We start from the raw sequence: 23441 nt of genomic DNA on the forward strand, positions 1-23441 counted from the left end.
TTGTGCGACCTTTTAAGCTGCCGGACAGGTGGCCGGGATGGCCGCCGCTCTGGTCACTATAGCCGCGGTGTTGTCATTTTTGTGGTGTGGCGGCGAAAGTGCAAAACAATTAAAGTGATATTGTTGATAGCTAAAAATTATTGATCCCGGGGCGTTTTTTGTGGGGGCGTGTCTCCCTCCTGCCGGGGCTCTTTCGGGGCATAACGTCACACTCCGCGCCTGGCGTGGCTTTCCGGGCAGTGCATCAAATGGTGCGCTAGGCGTGGCGGCGTGGCGCTCCCGGCAGCGCCGAAATCGTGCGCCCGTGTGTTGCCGAGCGCCCCGTGTGCCCTTCTGGCCCGCCGAGCAACGCAGGTCGGGACGGGAAAGGGCGAGGACCGTTTGAGGCCGCAGGCCGAGTTCCGCAGCCCCCGTCCCGGGCGAGTAGCGCAGGGCACCGGTAGGCCAGTTTCACCGGCCTGCCGGCGGGGGCGCGGGCTCGCCGTCCAGGCGAAACACAGCGCTTCCGCTTGCGGCGGCTTCCGGTGAGCGATGGGGGATTGGGGGACGGGGAATAGGGGGGGGCGGATTTTAGGATGCCTCGCTGGAAACCCGCGCCAAATCTTGATCTTCGAGGTGATGCTCTGGAGATCCGCGCCAATGCTCGATCTACAAGGCGCCTGCCAGGAGAACCAATGCTGGCGCGGGGTTTGGTGAGCCAGCAGCCCACCAACCGGCGCCGTGACGATTCCGCTCAGGGGCAGACCACCGCCAGCCGCCGCTCCAGATTCAGGGCGTCCGGTGTGATGGTGGCGGCGTAGGCCAGGGCTTCGACCCCGGCGGCAATCGCTTCCCGCAGGGTGCGGCCGTAGAGCGGGTCGATGTGGTCGGCGGGGCGCACTTCGTTCACGTCGCCGCGCTGCACGCAGAAAAACAGGACGGCACGTTGGCCGGCGGCGGCCACGTCGATCAGTTCGCGCAGGTGCTTGGTGCCGCGCTCGGTCACCGCGTCGGGGAAGAAGCCCAGGCCACGGCTGTGGGGGCCGGGGTCGGCGATGGCGGTGACGTTTTTCACTTCCACGTAGCAGGGCGGGCGGCTGCCGTCGGGGGCTTCGAGTAGCAGGTCGATGCGGCTGCGCTTGCCGCCCCGGCCGTTGTCGCCGCCGTAGGGCACTTCGGCGCGGATGGCGCCGTAGCCGGTGAGTTCGGCGATGCGCCCGGCCTCGATGGCCTCGCGCACCAGGGCGTTGGTGCGGCCGGTGTGCAGGCCCACCAGTACGCCGGGGGCTTCCAGGGGTTCCACCAGTTCCCAGGTCCAGGCCAGCTTGCGCTCCGGGTTGGTCGCCGCCGACAGCCATACCCGGCTGCCCGGGGCCTTGCAGCCGTGCATGGCGCCGGTGTTGGGGCAGTGGGCCTCGACCAGACGGCCGTCGTCGAGGCTCACCTCGGCGACGAAGCGGTTGCGCCGCAGGACGAGGCGGCCGGGGACCAGGGTGGGAGAGAATTCCATGGGGGCGTCGGGTGAGTGCGGGGGGGGCAGGGGGCTGGCGATCGATCAGGGTGACTTAAGCATTGCGCCCGAGCAAGCGGCAAGGTCCGCGACTGGCGCGGACCTTGGGGGGGGCTGCGGGATGCTTCCGTGTTGCTGAAGGATCGACCGGCGGGGCAGGCGAGGCATGAGGGCCATAAGGACCATGCAGCCCGCCGGTCGCGTGACCCGCCGGGTCAGCGGGTCAGGGTGTCAAGCTGGCTCATCAACTGGGCGCAGCGCTTCTCGCCGGGGGCGAGGCGGCGCACGGTGAGCAGGCGCTCGCGGATTTCGTCCACCAGGGCCGGATCCACGGCGGTCTTCTGCATGATGCCGAGGGCCAGGTGGGCGAAGTTGAGCAGCACCCGGACGTTGCTGGGCAGGCGCTCGCAGGCGGTGCGCAGGGCGGCCAGGGCTTCGTCGAACTTGCCGTCCCGCACCAGCAGCACGCCCTGGTTCATCAGCTCCAGGGCTTCCTTGCGCGAGGCTTCGACCAGGGCCGAGCCCTCGGCGCCCATGCTGGCGGTGTCGAACACCTGCTGGACGCGGCCAAGCAGGGTCTTGTCTTCGGGGTTGTTGCGCACCTCGTCCTGAAGCAGGGCGACGGCCTGGCTCTTCTCGCCGGTGACCAGCATCAGCTCGGCCATTTCCAGGGTGGTCGCGCTGTCGGTGCGCACGCCGCTCTGGTTGAGGGCTTCGCCCAGTTGCTGGGCGACCTTGCGCGCGGCGATCGGGTCGCCAGCCTTGTGGTGCACCATGCCTTCGGTGGCCAGGGCCTTGACCTTGACCTCGTCGTCGTTGAACTGCTTGGTCAGGGTGCCGAGCACCTGCAGGGCTTCGTTGGGGTTGTCCTTGGCGCTGCAGGTCTTGGCCAGGCCCAGGTAGGCGTCGGCGGTCTTGAGCACCGAGTGCTCGCCCAGGGCGACGCTCTTGCGGAAGGCCTTTTCGGCGTTGTCGAGCTTGCCCAGTTGCAGGGCCACTTCGCCCAGGATCTTCTGCCGGGTGACCGAGTTGGGCGACAGGCGCGCCGCCTGTTCAAGCACTTCCTCCGCCTTGGTCAGGTCGTCCTGAGCCTTGAGCACCGCCACCAGCCAGTCGTAGGCTTCCAGGAAGGTGCGGTTCTCGGCGACCAGGGCTTCGAGCAGGGCGCGGGCTTCGGCCAGCTCGCCGGCAGCGAACTGGGCCCGGGCCAGGCCGAGCTTGGCCCAGGGCACGTCCCGTTCGGCTAGGATGGCCGAGCACAGGGAGCGCGCCTGCTCGTGCTCGCCGGCGGAGAGCAGCAGCTGGCATTTCAGGCGCAGCAGTTCGCCGGCGTTGCTGCGGTCGGTGGCCAGGCGCTGGTCGCACAGCTTCACGGCGCGCAGGAAGTCCTGCTCCACCACGGCCCGGTCGATGTCGGCGAAGGCTTCCTTCTTGCTCCAGATCTTGTCCAGGCGCAGGCGCAGGGTGGCCTCGGTGATCGGTTTGATCAGGTAGGCGTCGGGCTGATACTCGGCGGCGCCCATGACCACGTCGGTGGTCTTTTCGGCGGTGATCATGATCCAGGCGCAGCCTGGGCCGATCAGGCTGCGGAACTTGGCTTCTTCGAGCACTTGCTGGCCGTTCTTGCCGGCCCCCAGGTTGAAGTCGCAGAGGACGCCGTCGAAGCGGTTCTTTTCCAGCAGGGCGATGGCCTCGCCGCCGTTGGCGGCGGTAGCGATGTTGCGCGGGTTCACCCCGCAGGAGCGCAGGATGTCGCGCAGGATGCTGCGCATGCCGTGGAAGTCGTCGATGATGAGAAAGCTCTTGTCGCCGAAGTCTGCCGGGAGTTGTTGTTGTGGAAGGCTCATTGAGGGTTCCTGACTGGGGGCCGGCGTTAGGGCAGGCAGAGCACGAAGCAGCCGCCGCCCCAGGCGCCGCCGTTTTCGAGGCGGATGCTGCCGGTCTTGCCCTTGTTGCGGTGCAGGCGCGCGACCATGGCCGAGAAGTAGAGGCCCAGGCCGGTGCTGCCGCCCTGGAAATCAACGCCCTGCATGGCGGCCACGCCGTCGTCGAGCATCTTCTGCGGGTAGCCGCGGCCGTCGTCCTCGACGCGCAGCTCCAGTCCTTCGGCAGCGCGCCGGACCACCAGGCGAATGCGGTTCTGGGTGTAGTGGATGGCGTTGTTGAGGGCATGGCCGACCACCCCGCCGACCAGGTCAGCGTCGAAGGGCCAGATCAGGTCAGGCTCGCAGTCCACCTCGAAGGCGATACCCCGGGATTCCAGCAGGGGCTGTTGCTGGGAGAGGGTTTCGTGGATGAAGTCGTCGAGCAGCCAGTCCTCGGGCGAGAACGGGTAGAGATGGTTGCCGAGCTTGTACAGGGTGAGCAGCTGGATCAGGTTGCCATTGATGCGCTTGGTCTCGTACATCATGTGGCTCATGTCCTGATACTCGGGGCTTTCCCGGTCGGCAGCCGCCAGGATTTTCTCCATGCCGCCGATCAGGATGCTGATGGAGTTCTTCATGTCGTGCACCGACGAGGCGAGAAAAGCCGAAATGTCGGGCGTGGGCTCGGGCAGGGTCATGGTCGTCCCTTGAAGGCGGGAGGGTGGTAGGCAACGGGGGGCGTTTTTACCACAGGCAGATGACCGGCGTTTGATTCATGTCAGGCGTGGGTCAGCGCGGCCGCCCCGGGCCGACGGCCGGTCAGTTTTGCGGCGGGACCGGCATCGACTGGCGCCCGGCCAGGGCGGTCCAGCCGCGCACCACCCGGTACAGCACCCAGATGCCGGTCAGGGCGATCACCAGGATGGCGGCCGGAATGCCGATCAGGCTGATGGTCAGCACTCCGGCGATGACCAGCCACAGCAGGGCGAACCAGAAGGTGCGCAGTTGCCAGCGGTAGTGGGTTTCCAGCCAGGTGCCGGCGACTTCGTCGCGCTTCACGTAGTTGAGGATGACGGCGATGATCGAGGGCCAGCCAAAGACGAAGGCGCCGACCACGGTGGCCGAGGACAGCACCCCGCTGATCGCGGAAATGGCATGGAGGGCGTACATGACGTGGCCCCAGGCCTTGGCACCTTCGAGGTCGCGGGTAGCGGGTGAATTTTCCATCGTGTTCTCCGGGAAGGGCGGGGCGGCTGCCGGGCGGTGGCCGGACAGCCGCGCCAAGCAACGAGTCTAACCGAGGCCGGGGGGCGTCCCGGGTAACACTCCTTTACCGCACGGCGCAGCGCCGGGTCACAACGGCTTGTTCAGAAACAGGGCGTTGCCGGCGGCCGGGTCGAGCACGTAGGGGGCGAAGCCGGCGCGGGCGTAGGCGGCCCGGGCCCGGGCGTTGTTGGCCAGCACTTCCAGGGTCAGCTTGCAGCAGCCCAGCTCCCGGGCGCGGGCCTCGGCCCAGGCCAGCAGCAGGCGGCCGATGCCCTGGTCGCGCAGGCCGTCGCGCACCACCACGTCGTGGATGTTGAGCAGGGGCCGGGCGGCGAAGGTGGAAAAGCCGGCGAAGCAGTTGATCAGCCCAACGGCGTGTTCGCCTTGACCAGCGCAGTTGCCGTTTTCACTGCCAGCACCGCTGGTACCGTAGGCATCGCTGGCGTCTCTGGCCTGCCAGGCCAGGGCGCCGTGGAAGTGGGGCAGGCGGCGCAGCTCGCCCACCAGCGCAGCACGTACCGCCGGGGCGAGGCCAGTGCCGCCGCCCATGGGGTCGGCGGCGTAGTGGTCGAGCAGGTCGAGAAAGGCGACGGCCTGGACCGGGTCGTCCAGGTCGAGGGGGCGCACCGTCACGGCGGCCGCCGGGGCGCCGTTCAACGTCCCCTCGTTGGCCGGGTTCCCCGGACGCTGCACGCTCACAGCCCCAGCTCGCCCCACAGGGCGTCCACCCGGGCCTTCACCGCCGCGTCCATGACGATGGGGCGGCCCCATTCGCGCTGGGTCTCGCCCTGCCACTTGTTGGTGGCGTCCAGACCCATCTTGGAGCCCAGGCCGGCCACCGGGGAGGCGAAGTCCAGGTAGTCAATGGGGGTGTTGTCCACCAGGGTGGTGTCCCGGGTGGCGTCCATGCGGGTGGTCAGGGCCCAGATAACTTCCTTCCAGTCCCGGATGTTCACGTCGTCGTCCACCACGATGATGAACTTGGTGTACATGAACTGGCGCAGGAAGCTCCAGATGCCGAACATCACCCGCTTGGCGTGGCCCGGGTACTGTTTCTTGATGCTGACCACGGCCAGCCGGTAGGAGCAGCCTTCCGGCGGCAGGTAGAAGTCCACGATCTCGGGAAACTGCTTTTGCAGCAGCGGCACGAACACCTCGTTGAGCGCCACCCCCAGCACCGCCGGCTCGTCGGGGGGCTTGCCGGTGTAGGTGGAGTGGTAGATCGGGTTCTTGCGGGTGGTGATGCGCTCCACCGTAAATACCGGGAAGTCGGCCTGCTCGTTGTAGTAGCCGGTGTGGTCGCCGTAGGGGCCTTCCAGGGCCGTCTCGCCGGGGTGGATCACCCCTTCCAGGACGATCTCGGCGTAGGCCGGCACTTGCAGGTCGGAGCCGATGCACTTGGTCAGCTCGGTCTTGGAGCCACGCAGCAGCCCGGCGAACTGGTACTCGGACAACGAATCGGGCACCGGGGTGACGGCCCCCAGGATGGTGGCCGGGTCGCAGCCGAGCACCACCGCCACGGGGAAGGGCTCGCCGGGTTTGGCCTGCTGATGGTCGCGGAAGTCCAGGGCGCCGCCCCGGTGGGCCAGCCAGCGCATGATCAGCTTGTTCTTGCCGATCACTTGTTGGCGGTAAATGCCTAGGTTCTGCCGATTCTTGCTCGGCCCCCGGGTGACGGTGAGGCCCCAGGTGACCAGGGGCGCCGCGTCGCCGGGCCAGCAATGTTGGATCGGCAGGCGGGCGAGGTCCACGTCGTCGCCCTCGATCACCACCTCGTGGCAGGGCGCGGAGGAGATCATCTTCGGCGCCATGTTGAGCACCTGCTTCAACACTGGCAGTTTTTCCCAGGCGTCCTTGAGGCCTTTGGGCGGCTCCGGCTCCTTCAGGTAGGCGAGGAGCTTGCCGACCTCGCGCAGGGCGGTGACGGCATCGCCTTCCTCGCCCATGCCCAGGGCGACCCGTTCCACGGTGCCAAACAGGTTGGTCAGCACCGGCATGCCCAGGGGGCGGCCGCCCCGATCCACCGGGTTTTCGAACAGCAGGGCCGGGCCTTCGGCGCGCAACACCCGGTCGCCGATCTCGGTCATTTCCAGGTGGGTGGACACCGGCGCCGTGATGCGCTTGAGCTTGCCCCGGGATTCGAGCTGGTCGATGAATTCGCGCAGGTCGCGGTATTTCACGCGGATACTCCTTTGAGGGTGCCGGCAAAGAACAGGTCAATGACTTCGCGGCGGAGGCGGTCGATGATGGTGGCGTCGCTGGCCGGGGTCAGGGTGTCGTACAACCCGGGCGCGATGCGGGAAAACGTGTCGAGCAGAGTCGGGTCGAAGTGGCGCCCCCGGCCTTCGGCGAGAACCGACAGGGCTGCCTCGCAGCTCATCGGTTCCTTGTAGGGACGGCGCGAGGTGAGGGCGTCGAAGACGTCGGCGATGGCGAACAGGCGGGCATTGAGGGGGATGGCTTCGCCCTGCAGGCCCCGGGGGTAGCCGCTGCCGTCGAACTTCTCGTGATGGCCCTCCACCACGTCGCGCCCGACGTTCAACCAGGTCGACGTCTGAATGATGTCCACGCCCAGGTCGACGTGGGTCTTCATCACCTCGAACTCCTCGGCGCTGAGCTTGCCGGGCTTGAGCAGGATGGCATCGCTGATGCCGATCTTGCCCACGTCGTGGAGAAAGGCGCCCACCACCAGGTGGCGCTGATCGCTTGCCGGCAGACCGGCGGCCTTGGCCAATTCCAGGGCGTACAGGGTGACCCGGTAGTTGTGGATGTTGGTGTCCGAGTCGCGCTTGGCGATGGCGCTGCCGAGCACTTCGAGCATGTCCAGGTTGCCGCGCAGCACCTGGGAGGAAAAGCGCAGCACGTCGCGGTTGAGGGAGATCAGGATCGGATAGAGGGCCAGGCTGGTCACCAGCACGGCGGCCAGCACCACCAGCAGCGAGATCAGCAGGTCGCGGCGGATCTGGGCCCGGGCGGCGGCATCGACCACGTAAACCCCTTCCAGATAGCCCGCCAGGGGGCCGTCGGCAACCCGCAGGGGGACCACCACTTGCACGACCCATTGGTCATCGATCTCGCGGCGGATGTAATGCACCTCGTCGCCGAGGGGGAACGGGTGAGCGTAGGGGCGCAGCGCGTCCTCGATGGCCTGGCTGCCGGGCTGGACCACCTCGGTGATGGTTTCCCGTTGCGGGCCGTACAGCTCGACGATGGCGAAGCGGCCCTTGGTCAGCTCGCGCACGTGCCCTTCAACCGTGGCAACGCTGGTCTGGCCCCGGTTGAAGGCTTCCAGTTCCGCCAGGGGAAAGCGCTGCGCTTCGGTCAGCGCCAGCGATGAGACATAGGCGTCGATCTGCTCCAGTTTGAAGACCACCACGCCGGTGCCGATCAGCAGACTGATGCTGAGCCAGGCCAGGAACAGGCGGGTTGCGGCGCGCCGGTGGAGCGTGTTCATGGCGATGCTCAGCGCAGGGCGTAGTCGGCGGCGACGCCGAGGAAGATCGCGGCCCCGAGCCAGTTGTTGTGCATGAAGGCGCGGAAGCAGGGCATGCGCTCCCGGCCGCGGATCAGGAAGTAGTGGTACACCGCCATGCCGGCGGCCACCGCCAGCCCGGCGTAGAAGAGGAGGCCCATGCCCAGGCCGTAGCCGACCCAGCCGACCAGGCCGAGGGAGACGGCGTAGCAGACCATGACGGCGGCCACGTCGTAGCGGCCGAAGGTGATGGCCGAGGTCTTGATGCCGATCTTCAGGTCGTCGTTGCGGTCCACCATGGCGTATTCGGTGTCGTAGGCCACCGCCCAGAAGACGTTGGCCAGCAGCAGCCACCAGGCCTGGGCCGGTACGGCGTGGGTCTGGGCCGCGTAGGCCATGGGGATGCCGAAGCCGAAGGCGATGCCCAGGTAGGCCTGGGGGATGGCAAAGAAGCGCTTGGTGAACGGGTAGGAGGCGGCGAGGAAGGCGCCGACCACCGCCAGGCCCAGCACCAGCATGTTCTGCAGGGGCAGAATCAGGGCCAGGGCGGCCAGGCACAGGCCGGTGAAGAGGGTCAGGGCCTCCTTGCTCGATACCTTGCGCGCCGCCAGGGGGCGGTCCTTGGTGCGCTCGACGTGGGGGTCGAAGTTGCGGTCGGCGAAGTCGTTGATGACGCAGCCGGCGGAGCGCATGAGCAGGGTGCCGAGAGCGAAGATCCACACCAGCACCCAGGACGGGCGCCCCTGGGCGGCGAACCACAGGGCCCACAGGGTGGGCCAGAGCAGCAGCAGGGTGCCGATCGGTTTGTCCAACCGCATCAGCTTTTCATAGTGGTCGAGCCGTTCGCGCCAGGTGATCGATGACATGTCGCCGGGGAAAAAAAGGGGAAAGGCGGGATTCTACCCTCCCCGGTCGTTTCGCCCGGCTAAGGGCGTACCCGGGGCGGTACGGTAAAATTGGCCTGCTATTCCGGAATCCCCCTGTGCCGACCTCCTCCTCTTCCTCGATTCAGCGCAACGAACGCCGCCGTCTGGCCGAAGCGCGGGCGGTACGCACCGTGTTCGTCAGCACCCTGCTGTTCCTGCTCGGGCTGTGGGGGCTGGTCGCCTATTGGGGGCTGGATTCCTACCGCGAGACCCAGCGCCACAACGAAGACGCCCTGGTCCGCCTGAACCGGGTCACCCAGGCCCAGACCGATGCCTTGTTCAAGATGGCGGAGGTCTTCATGGCGGTGGCGGACCGCTGGCTGGCCGCGCGCCCCGGTATCGATCCGCGCACCGACGCCGATTTCATTGCCCTGGTGGAGGGCTTTCGCCAGCGCAGCAACGGGGTGATCGACATCCGCCTGATCGATGCCCAGGGCGGCCTGTTCTTCGTGCCGTCCCGGGGCACCCTGCCGGTGCGCGACGTGTCCGACCGGGATTATTTCCGCCAGTCCATGGCCGGCGAGCCGGGCAAGATGGTGATCGCCGATCCGGTGGTCAGCCGCCTCAATGGTCACTGGATCATTCCCCTGGCCTGGCGCCTGTCCACCCCGGCGAGCGGGGTGACGGTGCTGTTCGCCAGCATCGAGCACGACGCCCTGGCCCAACTCTACGAGGCTGCGCGCATGCCGGAAGGGGGCAGTATTGCCTTGGTGCGCCGCGACGGCACGCTGCTGGTGCGGGCGCCGTTCAACGAGCAGGTCATCGGCAAGAATTTTTCCGGTAACTACACCTTCACCACCCTGCTGCCCAAGGCGCCGAGCGGATTCGCCATGATTGCGGCGTCGGGTGTGGACGGCCAGCGCCGCCTGATGGCCTATTCGACCCTGCCCGACTATCCCCTGGTGCTGGCCGTCACCAGCGAGTTCCACGCCAGCCTCGCCCCCTGGCGCCGGCATCTGGAAGTGGTGGTGGGCCTGGCCCTGATCCTCAGTTTCGGCGCCCTGTTCTTTGCCTGGCGCCTCGCCCGTTCCCTGGCGGTGCTGGCCCGGCACCATGCCGAGCTGCAGCGTCTGGCCACCACCGATATCCTCACCGGCTGCGCCAACCGGGGCCGCTTCCTCGATCTGCTGGGCAGCGAGTTCGCCCGCGCCAAGCGTTACGGGCAGCCGCTGGCGGTGCTCGTCGCCGACCTCGACTACTTCAAGCGCATCAACGACACCCACGGCCACGCGGCAGGGGACGCTGCCCTGGTGGCCTTCGCAAGGGTGGTGCGGAGCAGCCTGCGCAGCATCGACGTGTTGAGCCGCTTCGGCGGCGAGGAGTTCGCCATCCTGCTGCCCAATACCGATCAGGAGGCGGCGCTGCAGGTGGCCGAGCGGGTGCGCGCCCTGGTCGACGGGATCGTCATCACCCTGCCCGGCGCCAACCTGGGCTTCACCGCCAGCCTCGGCGTGGCCGCCCTTACGCCGGCTGATGCCGATATCGATGCCTTGCTGGCCCGGGCCGACCGGGCCCTCTACGCCGCCAAGGCGGACGGACGCAACTGCGTCCGGGCAGGCTAGGCTCCCGCGTCGCCCCGGGCGCCAGGGGGGGCGGGCTCCGCGCCGCTCAGGCCCGCGCGCCGCGCAATTCCACGACCTTGTCTCGTAGCACATCCGGGCTGGCCTGCTCTGCCGGCAGGGCCGCGCCGCCCACCAGGGCGATGCGCGAGAACAGCCCCCGGCGCAGCGGCCGGCTCATGGCCGGGCCGTCCTTGCGCGAGAAGGTGCTGCCCCACAGACCTTGCAGCGCCAGGGGCACCACCGGCACCGGGGTGTCGCGCAGGATGCGGGCGGTGCCGGGGCGGAAGGGGCCGATCTCGCCGTTGGCGGTGATGCCGCCCTCGGGGAAGATGCCTACCAGTTCGCCGGCGGCCAGGGCTTCGGCCACCTGGGCGAAGGCCTGCTCCTTGAGGGCGGCGTCCTCCTTTTCCGGCGCGATGGGGATCGCCCCGCTGGTGCGGAAGACGAAGTTGAGCACGGGCACCTTGAAGATGCGGTGGTCCATGACGAAGCGGATCGGCCGGGGGCAGGCGGCCATGATCACCAGGGCGTCCACGAAGCTGACGTGGTTGCACACCAGCAGGGCCGGGCCTTCCGCCGGAATGTGCTCCAGACCGCGCTTTTCCAGCCGGTAGACCGTGTGCACCAGCATCCAGACGATGAAGCGCAGCAGGAATTCCGGCACCAACCGGTAGATGTACAGGGCCACGGCGGCGTTGATCGCGGCGGCCAGGGCGAACAGCCGGGGGATGGACAGCCCGGCGCCGAGCAGGGCCGCCGCACCCAGGGCGCCGGCCACCATGAACAGGGCGTTGAGGATGTTGTTGGCGGCGATGATGCGTGCCCGGTGGCCCGGGGCGCTGCGCAGCTGCACCAGGGCATAGAGGGGCACGATGAAGAAGCCACCGAACACCCCGAGCAGCATCAGGTCGATCAGCACCCGCCAGGTACCGGGCACCGCCAGCAGCTCCGCCACGCCCAGAGGTGCGGCATGGCTGGCCAGGCTCAAGGCGTCGGGCGAGGCCCAGGCCAGGTCCAGGCCGAACAGGGTGAGGCCGATGGAGCCGAAGGGCACCAAACCGATCTCCACCTGCTTGGCCGAGAGCCGCTCGCACAGGAGCGAACCCAGGCCGATGCCGACGGTGAAGGTGGCGAGCAGCAAGGTGACCGTGGTTTCGCTGCCCCCCAGCACGTTCTTGGCGTAGGCCGGGAACTGGGCGAGGAACAGGGCGCCGTACAGCCAGAACCAGGAGATGCCGAGAATGGAGAGAAACACCGTGCGGTTCTCCCGGGCGAAGCCGACGTTGCGCCAGGTTTCGGAGAACGGGTTGAGGTTGATCGCCAGATCCGGTTCCGGCGCCGGGGCAGCGGGGATGCCGCGGCTGGTCAGGTAGCCGAGCAGGGCCACGGCCAGACCGGCCCCTGCCACCCACAGCGGGTGCCCGGCGCCGGCCAAGAGCCCGCCGGCCAGGGTGCCCACCAGGATGGCGACGAAGGTGCCCGCCTCCACCAGGGCGTTGCCCCCCACCAGCTCATCCGGGTGCAGGTGCTGGGGCAGGATGGCGTACTTGACCGGGCCGAACAGGGTGGAGTGGCAGCCGAGCAGAAACAGGGCGAAGAGCAGCACCGGCAGGCTGTGCAGCACGAAGCCGGCGCCGGCCAGGGCCATGATGGCCATTTCCAGCACCTTCACCAGCCGGGCCAGGCGGGCCTTGTCGTATTTGTCGGCGAGCTGGCCGGCGGTGGCCGAGAAGATGAAGAAGGGCAGGATGAAGATGCCCGCCGCCAGGTTGGCCAGAATGCCCGGATCGAGGCTGGTCCAGCTGGCCGCCTGGAAGGTGAGCAGCACCACCAGGGCGTTCTTGAACAGGTTGTCGTTGAAGGCGCCGAGGAACTGGGTGCCGAAGAAGGGCAGGAAGCGGCGTTCCTGCAGCAGTTTGAATTGTCCGCTCATGCGGCCTCCGCCATTTTTTTAAGGCTGACGTAATCGGTCTTGCCGGTGCCCAGGAGAGGCAGGGCGTCGATGATAACGATCTTGCGCGGCACCGCCAGTTCCGGGACGCCCTTGTCCCGGGCGGCGGCGAGGAGCTGGTCCCGGGTCAGGGCCGGGTCGGTGGTGAACAGCACCAGGGCTTCGCCCTTGGCTGCGTCGGGCTGGCTGGAGGCGGCGTGGGCGGCGCCCGGGGCGGTGGCGGCAGCGAGCTTTTCCACCACTTCCAGGCTGACCATCTCGCCCGCCACCTTGGCGAAGCGCTTGACCCGGCCGACGATGCGCAGGAAGCCGTCGTCGTCGATCTCGACCACGTCGCCGGTGTCGTACCAGCCCGGGCCAGCCTCGGAGTGGGGCGGCTCGATCACGCCGGGGGCGCTCGCCCGGTAGTAGCCGGACATCAGGTTGGGGCCGCTGACGTGGAGCAGGCCGCCGGCGTCGATGCCCGGCACCGGCACCAGCTTGGCGTGGATGCCCGGCAACAGCTGGCCGACGGTGCCGGTGCGGTAGGCCATGGGGGTGTTCACCGCCAGCACCGGGGCGGTTTCGGTGGCGCCGTAGCCTTCGAAGATGCGGATGCCGAACTTCTCGAACCACAGGGCGCGCACCGGTTCGGCCAGCTTCTCGGCGCCGGCCACCACGTAGCGCAGCCGGTAGAAGTCGTAGGGGTGGGCGAACTTGGCGTAGTTGCCGAGGAAGGTGCTGGTGCCGAACAGCACGGTGCAGTTCCGGTCGTAGGCCAGCTCGGGGATGATCCGGTAGTGCAGGGGCGAGGGGTAGAGGAACAGGCTGGCGCCGGTGAGCACCGGCAGCAGGGTGCCGGCGGTGAGGCCGAAGGAGTGGAACACCGGCAGGGCGTTGAGCACCTTGTCGTCCACCGAGAAATCGATCACCGCCCGCACCTGGGCGATGTTGGCCAGGATCGCCCGATGCGACAGCACCACGCCCTTGGGCTTGCCTTCGGAGCCGGAGGTGAACAGCACCACCGCCGCATCCTCCGGTGAGGCCGGCCGGGCGGTGCAGCGCGGCAGCCACAGGGCGTAGCCGATCAGCCACAGCTTGTCCCACAGGGTGACGCCCTTGCCCAGGTCTTCCAGGTAGACCAGGCGCACGTTGTGGAGCGCCGCCACCTTGTCGGTGAGCTTGGCGGTTTCCAGGAACTGGCGCGAGGTGATGACGGTGCGCACCTGGGCGGCGTCGCAGGCGGCCTGCATGCCCTCGCTGCCGGCGCTGTAGTTGAGCATGGCCGGCACCCGCTTCTGGGCGGTGAGGCCGAGCAGCAGCCCGACGGTGGCGGTCAGGTTGGGCAGCAGCACCCCGACCCGCTCGCCCTCGGTGCTCTCCCGGGCGGCCAGGCGGCCGAGCATCAGGCTCATCTTGAGTAGGTCCTGGTAGGAGTACTCGATCTGCTTCATGTCCTCCAGCACCCGCCGGCGGCGGCCGAAGATCTCGACGGCGTCGCACAGGGCGGCGAACAGGGTCTGGCGCGGGTGCGAGGCGAACAGCATCTCCTGCATCACCCGGCGCATCGCCTCGCCGGCCTTGCGCCGGCGCAGCTTGGCGGTGGGCGCCGCGGGCATGGGGATGACGGTAGCGGGCAGGATGGAGAGGCGGATGTGCGGGAAGAGCTGCTTCGGGTACTTGCCCGACACTCGCGAGAAGTAGCTGCGCGCCGCGCCGTCGAGGCGCACCGGCACCACCGTGGCACCGGTCTTGGCGGCGACGAAGGCCGGGCCGTCGTAGACCTTCATCAGGCTGCCGGTCTGGGTGATGCGCCCCTCGGGAAAGATCACCACCGGGCGGCCGGTTTCCAGCAGCTTGATGACCTTCTTCATGGCCATCGGGCTGGTCGGGTCCACCGCCAGGTAGTCGGTCAGGGACAGCACCAGGCGGAAGTACCAGGAGCGGGCCACCCCGGTGTGCACCACGAACACCGGATTCACCGGCAGGAACAGGCCGAGCAGCAGCCCGTCGAGGAAGGACTCGTGGTTGGCGACGATGAGCAGGCGCTCGGCCGTGAGGGCCGATGGGTCGCCCGTGCAGCGGATGCGGAAGAGCAGGCGGGCCAGCGTCCGCAGCAAGGATTTGAACAGTGTTTTAAACATCGCGGCTCCCAGGAAGGGCGGGATTATGCCATCCCGAATAAATAATCAAATGACTAAGTTTTTCGTTATATAGGGGCAAAAAAAGAGGCCGGGGAATGCCCGGGCCTAGGCCTCGTTACGCACGTAGTCCAGCACGTTGCCCAGGGTTTCCTCCAGGAACGGCCGGTTGATCCAGAAGAACACCTCCTTGCCGACCTTCTCCGAACCCAGCACCTCGGCCTCGCGCAGGATCTTCAGGTGGTGCGAGACAGTGGAGCGGGTCAGGGTGGAGGCTTCGGCGATCTGCCCGACATTGAGCCGCTCGCCCTTCTCGAAGAGCAGCAGCATGCGCTGGCGGTGCTCGTCGCCCAAGGCGGTGAACACCTTGGACATGCCGCGCCATTCGGGGGGGAGGGCCTGAGTGTAGTCGGATTTCATGTCGATGATCTTAGTTGTATCGATGTGTTGGGTCAATACTGGCGGTGATGTCGTCGGGCATGAACGTCGCTGCAGGGCCATCGCTACCGTTCCGACAGGGAGGGCGGCACTGTCGATGCTGCTCGTGTGCCGCTCTCGGCCTGGCCGCCTTCTTTGCGCGGATACGGATTGGGGGCCGCAGAGTAGCGTTTCCGCTCCCACGGCTATCAACCTGGAGGCAGCCCTCGTATGCAGGGGAAATCAGGCTGGCTTGAAACCGGGTTGAGCGCCCAGCCCGCGCCACGCCTTCACCAGCGCTTCGGCAAACGCCTCGGCCAGGGGCGAGGGGGTGGGCGGCAGTGCCAGGGCCGCCTGGGCGGTGGGCGTCCCGTGCGCACCGACCAGGGGGCGCAGCACGGCCCCGGCCGGCAGCAGGGGCGCCATGGCGTCCGGGATCAGGGCGACGCCGAAGCCGGCCGCCACCAGGTGCAGCTGGCTGGTCTTGCGCGAGGTGGCCGCCGCCATTACCGGGGTGAAGCCCGTCTCCAGGCACAGGTCGGTGACCCGCCGGGCGAGGCCGCCCCGCTCCCGATGCACCGCCGAAACGAACGCTTCCCCGGCCAGGTCGGCCAGGGCCAGTTCCTGGCGTGCCGTCAGGGGATGCTCGGCGGGCAGGGCCGCCCACAGCCGTTCTTCGGGCAGGGGGCGCAGGCGCACCGCCGGGTCGCGGCGCAGCAGGGGCAGGCGCACCAGCCCCAGGTCGGCCCGGCCGGCGGCCAGGGCGCCGACCTGCTGTTCGGAGGAAAGCCGGTCCAGATCCACCCGCACCCCGGGGCGGGCGGCGGTGAAGTCGCGCAGGGCCGCGAGCAGGGCGCCGGCCAGGGGCGTCGAACTGGAATGGAGCAGGCGCAGCACGCCCCCTTCACCCTGGGCCAGGCGCCGGGCGTCGTCGGCTGCCGCCTGAAGGCCGTCGGCCATGCCGGCGACCCGCTGGCGGAACAGTTCGCCGGCCGGGGTCAGGCGCACCCCCCGGGGCTCGCGCACGAACAAGGCAAAACCCAGTTCGGCTTCGAGCTGGCCGATCTGGCGGCTCAGGGCCGGCTGGGCGACGAACAGGGCCGCCGCCGCCGGGGTGAAGCCCCCCAGGTCGGCAACGGCGAGGAAATAGCGGATCTGGCGCAGGCTAGGCATGCCGGTTCGTTATGGGTAATGGCGATAAACGGTATTGGTGTTATGGCATATTCGCGGCGATCCTACCAGTACTGCCACCCCGCCCGCGACTGCCGGCGGAGACACCAGGCAGGCCCGGCGCTCCACCGGTATTCCGGTCCGTCGTCTCCGCTTCCCGCTCTCCGCGGTGCGAAGCGCCGGGGATGGGGCGCTGGTCGCCCGTCTCCGCCGCTTCCCGGCCTTTCATCCGTTGTTCGCCGCGCCATGACCCTTCCCTTCGATGCCGCCTTCCTGGGCGGCCCCCTGCAGTCCCCGGCCGCCCTGCTGGTGGCGGCCCTGGCCCTGGTGGCCGCCTACGCCATTTTTACCCTGGTCGGTTTCGGCTCGGCCATGATCGCCGCCACGCCCCTGGCGGCGGTGCTGCCGGTGGCGCGCATCGTGCCGCTGCTGGCCCTGCTCGACTGCGTGGGCGCCTCCGCCCGGGGCTGGCGCGCGCGGCGGCGCATCGACCGGGGCGAGCTGGCCCGGCTGCTGCCGGGCATGGCGGCGGGCCAGGTGCTCGGGGTCACCCTGCTCGCCGGCCTGCCGGCCAACGCCCTGGCCTTGGCTTTGGGGCTGTTCGTCGCCGCGTACGGTGCCTGGGGGCTACGCCCGGCGCGGGGCCCGGCGGCTGGCGCGCCCCTGGGCGGACTGTGGGCCGTGCCCTGTGGCCTGGTGGGCGGGCTGCTCGGCGCCTTGTTCGGCAGCGGCGGCTTTCTCTACGCCGCCTACCTGGGTCGGCGCCTGCCGGAGCGAGACGCCTTCCGCGCCACCCAGGCGGTGCTGATGGCCTTGAGCACCGGATTGCGGGTGGTGCTGTGCGCCCTGGCCGGGCTGATCGACGGTTCCCTGCTGCTGCTCGCCCTGTTGGCCGTCCCGGCCATGTTCGGCGGAATCTGGCTGGGCCACCACCTGGACCTGCGCCTGTCCCGGGAGCGCTTCGCCCGGGTGCTTAACCTGGCCCTGCTGGCGGCGGGACTGGCCCTGGTGGCCAAGGTAGGATGGGCGCCATGACCTCTACTTCCGCCCCATGCCGCCTTGTCCAGGTGCCTGCCGTATCGGCCGACGCGGCCTATACCACTGACGCCGCCGCTGCCACGGCCGCCACGCCGCCTCACCCCTCCGCCGGGCACCCTTCGCCCGATCCCTGGCGCGACTGCCTCGCCGCCGCCCTGGCGGCCCGCGGCTGTATCCCCGATGCCGCGCAGCAGCGGGCGCTGACCCGGCTGGCCTTGCTGGCGGCGGCGGTGGCCGGCTGCGTCGAATCGGCGCCCGGGGCGGCGGGGCCCCGGGGCCTCTTCCTGTGGGGCGGCGTGGGCCGGGGCAAGACCCTGCTGGTGGACCTGCTGGCGGCGTCCCTGCCGCCGGGGACGGTGCTGCGCCGCCACCAGCACGCCTTTCTCGCCGACCTACACCGGGCCATCGCCGCCGCCCGGGAGGGCGGTGCCGACGATGCCTTCGCCCAGGCGGTGGACGACCTGCTGGCCGGCGCCCGACTGCTGGTGCTCGACGAGTTCCACGCCCACGATATCGCCGATGCCCTGATCCTGGGCCGCGCCCTGGCCGCCATCCACGCGGCGGGGGCGGCCCTGGTGTTCACCGCCAACCATCCTCCCGCCGAATTGTGGCCGGATACGGCCTTCCATCAGGCCCAGGCCGACCGCTACCAGCCGGTGGCGGACTTCATCGCCCGGCATTGCGACCTGCTGGAGGTGGATGGAGGGCAGGATTACCGCCTGCAGGGGGCGGCAGCGGCCCCCCGTTGGTGGGTGGGCGCCACGGCGGCGGAGGGTGACACTGCCCTGGCGGATTGGCTGGGGCTGCCGTTCGGCGGCAGGGCGGGGGACGCGGCGGGGGCTGCAAGCAAGGGCGTTGCAAACCCGGGTGGGGAAAAGCTCATCCTTGCCGGTCGGCCGATACCCGTGCGCGCCCGGGCTGGCGCCGGGGAGGGCGGCCTGTGGTTCGACTTTGCCGCCCTGTGCGGCTCGCCCCGCTCCCCCGGGGATTATCTGGCCCTGGCGCTCCAGGCCCCGCGGCTGGCCATCAGCGATGTGCCGCGCTTCGGCCCCCGGGACGGCGATGCCCTGCGCCGCTTCATCTGGCTGATCGACGCCGCCTACGAGGCCGGCGTGGCCCTGGCGGCGACAGCCACCTCACCCTGGGATGAGCTGCTCGATGGGGCGCCGGACCTGGCCCGGCTGCTCGGACGCGACCTGCGCCGCTGCGCCAGCCGGCTGGCGGAAATGACGCGGCGCTCGCCCCGGGTGCCGGACCGCGCCGGCTCCCGGGGCGCCTGAGCCGGGGTCAGCCCCGGCCCAGCACCGCGTGGGCCACGGTCATGTACAGGGGAATACCGACCAGGATGTTGAAGGGGAAGGTGATGCCCAGGGACATGCCCAGGTACAGGGACGGGTTGGCCTCGGGAATCGCGTAGCGCAGCACCGCCGGCACGGCGATGTAGGAGGCGCTGGCGGCCAGCACCATCAGCAGCCCGCCGTTGCCCGGGCCGATGCCGAGCAGCAGGGCCAGGCCCAGGGCCAGGGTGGCGTGGCACAGGGGGGCGAGGATGCCGTAGGCGGCCAGCCAGGGCGACTTGCCCTTCAGCTCGCCCATGCTGCGGGCGGCCATCAGGCCCATGTCGAGCAGGAAGAAGGCCAGCATCCCCTTGAACAGATCCACCGAGAAGGGGGCCATGGCCGCCTTGCCGGCCTCGCCGGTGAGGATGCCGATGGCCATGGCGCCGAGCAGCAGCAGTTGGGCCCCGTCGGTGAACGATTCGTGGAGGATCTTGCCCAGGGGCGTCGGCGCGCTCCGGCCGCCGCTGCCGGGCAGGCCACCCAGGGCCAGGGTGCCGCCGCCGGCATTGACCGCCATGGACGGCGCGGCCAGGGTGACGCCCCGCCGCAGGGAGTTGGCGAACAGCACCGCCATGATGATGGCCGGCGATTCCATCAGGGCCATGGCCGCCGCCATGTGGCCGCCGTAGGGCAGGCCCCGGCTTTCCAGGAACTGGATCGAGGTGATGAAGGTGACGGCGCTCACCGAGCCGTAGGTGGCGGCGATGCTGGCAGCGTCGTAGCCGTTGAGAAAACGCCGCAGCACCTGGTAGCCGAGGGCCGGCACCAGCACCGCCAGGAGCACGGCGCAGCCCAGGGTGGTGGCCACGTCCAGGGTCAGGCCTGAATGGGCCAGGGCGAAACCGCCCTTCAACCCCAGGGCCATCAGCAGGTAGAGGGAGAGAAAACGGGAAATCTGGGGCGGGATTTCCAGGTTGGACTTGAGGGTGCCGGCCAGCACACCGAAGACGAAGAAGAGAATGGCCGGATCGAGGAGGGTTTGCATCGGAATCACGCGCGCATGCGCCGGGTGGAAGAGGACTCCGATGGTAGCGGCGGCGTAGAATATATAAAAATCGATTCTTTTTATTTTATATATAGAGATAAATCTATGAATGTCACCTTCCGCCAGCTGCGCCTCTTTCTCGCCCTGGCCGAGCAGCGCAGCATCACCGCCGCCGCCCGGGCCTGCCACGTCACCCAGCCCACGGTCTCGATGCAGCTCAAGGAGCTGGCCGAGGCGGTGGGCCTGCCCCTCTACGAGCAGATCGGCAAGCGCCTCTACCTGACCGCCGCCGGGGAATCCCTGGCCGAGACGGCCCGGGCCATGGTGGACGAATGGGCCGCCTTCGAGCAGCGCATCGACGCCATGAAGGGCCTCACCCGGGGCCGGCTGCGGGTGGCGGTGGTGAGCACCGCCAAGTACTTCGTGCCGCGCCTCTTGGGCAGCTTCTGCGCCAGCCACCCGGACATCGACATCGCCCTGGAGGTGCAGAACCGGGACGGGGTGGTGGCCCGCCTGCTGGAAAACCGGGACGACCTGTACATCATGTCCATGCCCCCGGCCCACATCGACGTGGAGCGCCACGCCTTCCTGCCCAACCCCCTGGTGGTGATCGCCCCGGAGAACCATCCCCTGGCCGGCACCCCGGCCATCCCCCTGGCGGCCCTGGCCGGCGAGCGCTTCCTGCTGCGCGAGCAGGGCTCCGGTACCCGCCTTGCCTGCGACGCCTTCTTCGCCCAGCAGGGCTTCGCCCCCAACGTGCGGCTGGAACTGGGCAGCAACGAGGCGATCAAGCAGGCGGTGGCCGGCGGCCTGGGCCTGTCGGTGGTGTCCCGCCACGCCCTGGCCGCCCACCTGGCCGAGGACCAGCTGACGGTGCTCGACGTGCAGGGCTTCCCCGTCCTCTCCAACTGGTGGACCCTCTACCCCCGGGGCAAGCGCCTCTCCCCGGTGGCCCAGGTGTTCCTCGACCACCTGGAACGCACCGCCCGGGACTGGCTGGAGCGGCGCGGCGACGAACGCCGGGCGGGGTAGGGGAATGGTTCAGGCGGTGGCCGGAAAGGCGCGCCGATGCTTGTTCTTGGCGGGTATGCCTTGGAGAACCGCGCCAGTGCTTGAGTTTGGCGATGGTGCCGTGAAGATCCGCGCCCTGCCTTGCGTTTGGGCTACCTCATTTTTCACCCTGCCCATCGTTTCCCCGCGTTCACTCGATTAGGTCCGCGTCGGCGAAATAGCGTCGTGGTGACTGGCTGCGCGCAGGCCGCCGTCGGCCATGGGCGGTCATGAGCGGCGATGGTTGCGCCAAGCCCTGCAATTGGCGGTCTATAAATCCGGTTAAGCACCTAACCGGAGGCAAACGATGACTCGCGTTCGTGTTGACGGCTTCACTATCTCCCTCGACGGCTACGGCGCCGGGCCGAATCAGGACATCGACAATCCGCTCGGCGTTGGCGGGACGGATCTGCACCAGTGGCTCGTCCCGACCCGCACCTTCCAGCGGGCCCTGTTCGGCAAGGACGGCGGGGCCACCGGGATCGACGACGATTTCGCCGCCCGCGGCTTTGAGAACGTCGGCGCCTGGATTCTCGGGCGGAACATGTTCGGCCCCATTCGCGGGGAGTGGCCGAACGACAACTGGAAAGGCTGGTGGGGCGACAACCCGCCCTATCACGTGCCCGCCTTCGTCCTGACCCATCACGCCCGCCCCCCCCTTGCCATGGCCGGCGGCACGACCTTCCACTTCATCACCGGCGGCATTGGCGAAGCCCTCGACCGGGCCCGGGAGGCCGCCGCCGGCAAGGACGTGCGCATCGGCGGCGGGCCGAACACCATCCGCCAGTACCTCCGTGCGGGCCTCATCGACGAACTGCACATCGCCATCTCGCCGGTCCTGCTCGGCCGGGGCGAGCCGCTGTTCGAGGGGGTTGATTTACGGGCGCTGGGCTACGACTGCGTGGAATTCGTCGCCTCGGAAAAGGCCACCCATGTCGTCCTGCGCCGCCACGGGCAGACGGACGCCTAACGTTAGCGGTGGCTGGAAAGGCGCGCCAATGCTTGTTCTTGGCGGTGATGCCTTGGAGAGCCGCGCCAGTGCTTGAGGTTGGAGGTGGGCGCGTGAAGAACCGCGTCCTGCCTAGGGTTTGGGCTGCCCCGTTTTTGTCTGCTTTTTAAGGGCTGCGATCGTTCCTCTAAGCACCTCCGCGTATTCTGAAGAGGAATGTCCGAACCGCACGGAGGATGCGACTACCTATGCTCGCGAATTGCCTGGGAGCGCTATCACCAAGGTAGGTTTGTGGGGCCTGCGGTGGGCACCATCCAGCGACAGGGCCGACGTGTACGGTGATACCTGCGGCGTACATCGATTGCTCATAGGGGGAGCCTCGATAAAGAATAAAGTCAGCCGTTTCGGCCAACTTACGGTACAACTCGTTTGCAGTTGCACAGCTGAATAACAGCGCAGCCACAAGACAGCTGTCACCGCTCGTGGCTGTTGCGATCACGTACAAAGCCTCTTTGTCCGGCTCTGTGATGTGGACATTCCATCCGGCATTTCGTAGGGGCCGTACCAAGTCTTTGATTGCGTCTTCCGCTAAGACGGCCTTTCTAAGAGTCACACCGTTATCGGTAGGAAGTTCGGGAACCAACCGACCTTTGGTTTGAAACTCCCCCTGTTCCTGGAGATTCAGTGCCATCTGAATCTGCCCGCGACGCAGCGCCTGCTGCCAGAGCAATGTGCTGTCGTCGTCCATCTCGGGGAAAAGAAGTGGTACGACATTGGTTTCGTCATGCCAGGCTTCGATGACACCCAAGGTGGTGATTGCGACGATCAATCTCGAGAAATTGGATGACAACTGCCATTCGGTCGAGAGTCCGTGTGCAAACAGGTGTCGGTTAAGCCAGGTGATTCCACTGTACTTGTCACTGTCCTGAAAGAAGCATTCCTTAAGCCATCGCCGAAAAGTCTCGAAGACGAATACTCGTTCATCCTGACCAAACAAGTAGTCCACTGTTCGGTATTGGTCCGGCACCCACATACCAGCGAAATGCAAATCAGCAGCTAACCCGATAGCTCGATTGATCACCGCATCGACGGCGTCACCCACCTTCAGCGAAGGCTCTGTGCTCGCGATCCGCTTTACGCCTCCCTCGATAACGGGGATCAGCGCCGCAACGCTTGAGGCACGGTGCCCACTATAGAAGGCAAGGTAGGCCTCTCGGGCTAATGGCGCGAAGCCCGCCATGCTCCGGGTTTTGGGTAGGAGCTGAGCGATGCACACTGCCTGAAACGGCAGGGTATAGGCCGTCGACATGTGATAGTCGAAGTACTGAATCGCTTGCTTGGCGGAGCAATACTGAATGTCTGCAAGAAGCTTTGTGATGTTGCTATGGGAAATCCATAGCGGGCCGAACCATTCGACCTTCTTCCAAAGATTCGCTTGCTTGTCTGCGGCTGCCCGATTCGCTTTCCATTCGGGGCTGTCCATTGAAATCATTGGGAAGCAAGCTTTCGTGCCAGCTAAATCCAGCATTACAGCGGGGATTGGCCGGAAGAGTCCAACTTTGCACTCCTGGGATGAGGAGACAATCAGCCCTCGAGCTTCTGCCCAGGATTGCATGGCTTCAGCCGAGAGAGGCCCCGCGCCAGGAGCTTGTGATCGCTTCCAGAGTCCGCGAAAGTGATCCTCGATGTTGGTCTTCATGGCTGCTCCATTGTGGCTTGGTAATTGGCTAAGAGTTGCCTGTAGAGCACAGAAGCTGGAACGACATGAACCGCCAAGATGTCCACCTGCCATGCGCTTACGAAGGGCCGTCGTCCTGGCCCGTCATCAGCGGCTGCGTCGC

The 23441-nt window shown here is 67.9% G+C and carries 19 protein-coding genes; 5 read left to right on the forward strand and 14 right to left on the reverse strand.

Annotated features, from left to right (window positions below):
- Nucleotides 1-733 precede the first annotated feature (733 nt).
- The 8 genes from sfsA to ubiA form a co-directional block, all read right to left on the reverse strand.
- Nucleotides 734-1489 (reverse strand): DNA/RNA nuclease SfsA, encoded by a 756-nt coding sequence (sfsA, locus tag OTERR_RS02960; protein WP_054621030.1) that lies wholly within the window; start codon nt 1487-1489, stop codon nt 734-736.
- A 215-nt stretch (nt 1490-1704) separates the two neighbouring features.
- On the reverse strand, nt 1705-3336 hold the full coding sequence (locus OTERR_RS02965; RefSeq protein WP_149424810.1) for a tetratricopeptide repeat-containing response regulator: 1632 nt from the start codon (nt 3334-3336) through the stop codon (nt 1705-1707).
- Nucleotides 3337-3362: 26 nt separating this feature from the next.
- Nucleotides 3363-4052 (reverse strand): sensor histidine kinase, encoded by a 690-nt coding sequence (locus OTERR_RS02970; RefSeq protein WP_054621032.1) that lies wholly within the window; start codon nt 4050-4052, stop codon nt 3363-3365.
- 121 nt (nt 4053-4173) lie between these two features.
- Complete coding sequence (locus tag OTERR_RS02975; RefSeq protein WP_054621033.1) at nt 4174-4581, reverse strand: DUF4870 family protein; 408 nt, start codon at nt 4579-4581, stop codon at nt 4174-4176.
- Nucleotides 4582-4707: 126 nt separating this feature from the next.
- A complete protein-coding gene (locus tag OTERR_RS02980; protein ID WP_246154300.1) occupies nt 4708-5319 on the reverse strand; it encodes a GNAT family N-acetyltransferase in 612 nt (203 codons plus the stop codon).
- Nucleotides 5316-6800, reverse strand: a complete 1485-nt coding sequence (ubiD, locus tag OTERR_RS02985) for a 4-hydroxy-3-polyprenylbenzoate decarboxylase (protein ID WP_149424812.1) — start codon at nt 6798-6800, stop codon at nt 5316-5318. Before ubiD ends, OTERR_RS02980 begins: the two co-directional genes overlap by 4 nt.
- Entirely contained in the window at nt 6797-8074 is a 1278-nt protein-coding gene (locus OTERR_RS02990; RefSeq protein ID WP_223115989.1) for an HD-GYP domain-containing protein, read from the reverse strand. Before OTERR_RS02990 ends, ubiD begins: the two co-directional genes overlap by 4 nt.
- An 8-nt stretch (nt 8075-8082) precedes the next feature.
- Nucleotides 8083-8958, reverse strand: coding sequence for a 4-hydroxybenzoate octaprenyltransferase (gene ubiA, locus OTERR_RS02995; RefSeq protein WP_054621037.1), 876 nt, complete (start codon nt 8956-8958; stop codon nt 8083-8085).
- Nucleotides 8959-9074: 116 nt separating this feature from the next.
- Here ubiA and OTERR_RS03000 point away from each other — a divergent pair, with 116 nt between their 5' ends.
- Nucleotides 9075-10580 carry a sensor domain-containing diguanylate cyclase gene (locus OTERR_RS03000; protein WP_054621038.1) on the forward strand — a complete coding sequence of 502 codons (1506 nt, stop codon included), beginning with the start codon at nt 9075-9077 and terminating at the stop codon, nt 10578-10580.
- 46 nt (nt 10581-10626) lie between these two features.
- Here the strand turns inward: OTERR_RS03000 and OTERR_RS03005 are convergent, their stop codons facing one another.
- From OTERR_RS03005 to OTERR_RS03020, 4 genes are all read right to left on the reverse strand, one after another.
- Nucleotides 10627-12513, reverse strand: a complete 1887-nt coding sequence (locus tag OTERR_RS03005) for an MFS transporter (RefSeq protein ID WP_149424813.1) — start codon at nt 12511-12513, stop codon at nt 10627-10629.
- Nucleotides 12510-14654, reverse strand: a complete 2145-nt coding sequence (gene aas, locus OTERR_RS03010; protein ID WP_149424814.1) for a bifunctional acyl-ACP--phospholipid O-acyltransferase/long-chain-fatty-acid--ACP ligase — start codon at nt 14652-14654, stop codon at nt 12510-12512. Before aas ends, OTERR_RS03005 begins: the two co-directional genes overlap by 4 nt.
- Nucleotides 14655-14759: 105 nt before the next feature.
- On the reverse strand, nt 14760-15071 hold the full coding sequence (locus OTERR_RS03015; protein WP_149424815.1) for an ArsR/SmtB family transcription factor: 312 nt from the start codon (nt 15069-15071) through the stop codon (nt 14760-14762).
- 240 nt (nt 15072-15311) lie between these two features.
- On the reverse strand, nt 15312-16241 hold the full coding sequence (locus OTERR_RS03020) for a LysR family transcriptional regulator (RefSeq protein ID WP_149424816.1): 930 nt from the start codon (nt 16239-16241) through the stop codon (nt 15312-15314).
- A 243-nt stretch (nt 16242-16484) separates the two neighbouring features.
- Here OTERR_RS03020 and OTERR_RS03025 point away from each other — a divergent pair, with 243 nt between their 5' ends.
- Both OTERR_RS03025 and zapE read left to right on the forward strand, forming a co-directional pair.
- Nucleotides 16485-17273 carry a TSUP family transporter gene (locus OTERR_RS03025; protein WP_149424817.1) on the forward strand — a complete coding sequence of 263 codons (789 nt, stop codon included), beginning with the start codon at nt 16485-16487 and terminating at the stop codon, nt 17271-17273.
- The gene (zapE, locus tag OTERR_RS03030) at nt 17270-18556 is read left to right on the forward strand and encodes a cell division protein ZapE (protein ID WP_149424818.1); all 1287 of its coding nucleotides are present in this window, start codon (nt 17270-17272) and stop codon (nt 18554-18556) included. The genes OTERR_RS03025 and zapE overlap by 4 nt, the downstream gene beginning before the upstream one ends.
- Nucleotides 18557-18563: 7 nt before the next feature.
- Here the strand turns inward: zapE and OTERR_RS03035 are convergent, their stop codons facing one another.
- The gene (locus tag OTERR_RS03035) at nt 18564-19601 is read right to left on the reverse strand and encodes a sodium-dependent bicarbonate transport family permease (RefSeq protein ID WP_149424819.1); all 1038 of its coding nucleotides are present in this window, start codon (nt 19599-19601) and stop codon (nt 18564-18566) included.
- A 105-nt stretch (nt 19602-19706) separates the two neighbouring features.
- On the opposite strand from OTERR_RS03035, the gene OTERR_RS03040 reads away from it, so the two are divergent.
- A complete protein-coding gene (locus tag OTERR_RS03040) occupies nt 19707-20633 on the forward strand; it encodes a LysR family transcriptional regulator (RefSeq protein WP_054621045.1) in 927 nt (308 codons plus the stop codon).
- A gap of 325 nt (nt 20634-20958) precedes the next feature.
- Nucleotides 20959-21621, forward strand: a complete 663-nt coding sequence (locus tag OTERR_RS03045) for a dihydrofolate reductase family protein (RefSeq protein WP_149424820.1) — start codon at nt 20959-20961, stop codon at nt 21619-21621.
- Between the two features lie 166 nt (nt 21622-21787).
- On the opposite strand, the gene OTERR_RS03050 is transcribed toward OTERR_RS03045, so the two are convergent.
- Nucleotides 21788-23299: a hypothetical protein gene (locus tag OTERR_RS03050; RefSeq protein ID WP_149424821.1), complete on the reverse strand. Its 1512-nt coding sequence runs from the start codon at nt 23297-23299 to the stop codon at nt 21788-21790.
- Nucleotides 23300-23441: the final 142 nt, after the last annotated feature.

The sequence above is a fragment of the Oryzomicrobium terrae genome (assembly GCF_008274805.1).
GTDB lineage: Bacteria > Pseudomonadota > Gammaproteobacteria > Burkholderiales > Rhodocyclaceae > Oryzomicrobium > Oryzomicrobium terrae.

What these genes read in the sequence shown, in the direction of transcription:
- sfsA (WP_054621030.1), bottom strand. Translation starts at nt 1,489, where the DNA reads ATGGAATTCTCTCCCACCCTGGTCCCCGGCCGCCTCGTCCTGCGGCGC.
- OTERR_RS02965 (WP_149424810.1), bottom strand. Translation starts at nt 3,336, where the DNA reads ATGAGCCTTCCACAACAACAACTCCCGGCAGACTTCGGCGACAAGAGC.
- OTERR_RS02970 (WP_054621032.1), bottom strand. Translation starts at nt 4,052, where the DNA reads ATGACCCTGCCCGAGCCCACGCCCGACATTTCGGCTTTTCTCGCCTCG.
- OTERR_RS02975 (WP_054621033.1), bottom strand. Translation starts at nt 4,581, where the DNA reads ATGGAAAATTCACCCGCTACCCGCGACCTCGAAGGTGCCAAGGCCTGG.
- OTERR_RS02990 (WP_223115989.1), bottom strand. Translation starts at nt 8,074, where the DNA reads ATGAACACGCTCCACCGGCGCGCCGCAACCCGCCTGTTCCTGGCCTGG.
- ubiA (WP_054621037.1), bottom strand. Translation starts at nt 8,958, where the DNA reads ATGTCATCGATCACCTGGCGCGAACGGCTCGACCACTATGAAAAGCTG.
- OTERR_RS03005 (WP_149424813.1), bottom strand. Translation starts at nt 12,513, where the DNA reads ATGAGCGGACAATTCAAACTGCTGCAGGAACGCCGCTTCCTGCCCTTC.
- aas (WP_149424814.1), bottom strand. Translation starts at nt 14,654, where the DNA reads ATGTTTAAAACACTGTTCAAATCCTTGCTGCGGACGCTGGCCCGCCTG.
- OTERR_RS03015 (WP_149424815.1), bottom strand. Translation starts at nt 15,071, where the DNA reads ATGAAATCCGACTACACTCAGGCCCTCCCCCCCGAATGGCGCGGCATG.
- OTERR_RS03020 (WP_149424816.1), bottom strand. Translation starts at nt 16,241, where the DNA reads ATGCCTAGCCTGCGCCAGATCCGCTATTTCCTCGCCGTTGCCGACCTG.
- OTERR_RS03025 (WP_149424817.1), top strand. Translation starts at nt 16,485, where the DNA reads ATGACCCTTCCCTTCGATGCCGCCTTCCTGGGCGGCCCCCTGCAGTCC.
- zapE (WP_149424818.1), top strand. Translation starts at nt 17,270, where the DNA reads ATGACCTCTACTTCCGCCCCATGCCGCCTTGTCCAGGTGCCTGCCGTA.
- OTERR_RS03035 (WP_149424819.1), bottom strand. Translation starts at nt 19,601, where the DNA reads ATGCAAACCCTCCTCGATCCGGCCATTCTCTTCTTCGTCTTCGGTGTG.
- OTERR_RS03040 (WP_054621045.1), top strand. Translation starts at nt 19,707, where the DNA reads ATGAATGTCACCTTCCGCCAGCTGCGCCTCTTTCTCGCCCTGGCCGAG.
- OTERR_RS03045 (WP_149424820.1), top strand. Translation starts at nt 20,959, where the DNA reads ATGACTCGCGTTCGTGTTGACGGCTTCACTATCTCCCTCGACGGCTAC.
- OTERR_RS03050 (WP_149424821.1), bottom strand. Translation starts at nt 23,299, where the DNA reads ATGAAGACCAACATCGAGGATCACTTTCGCGGACTCTGGAAGCGATCA.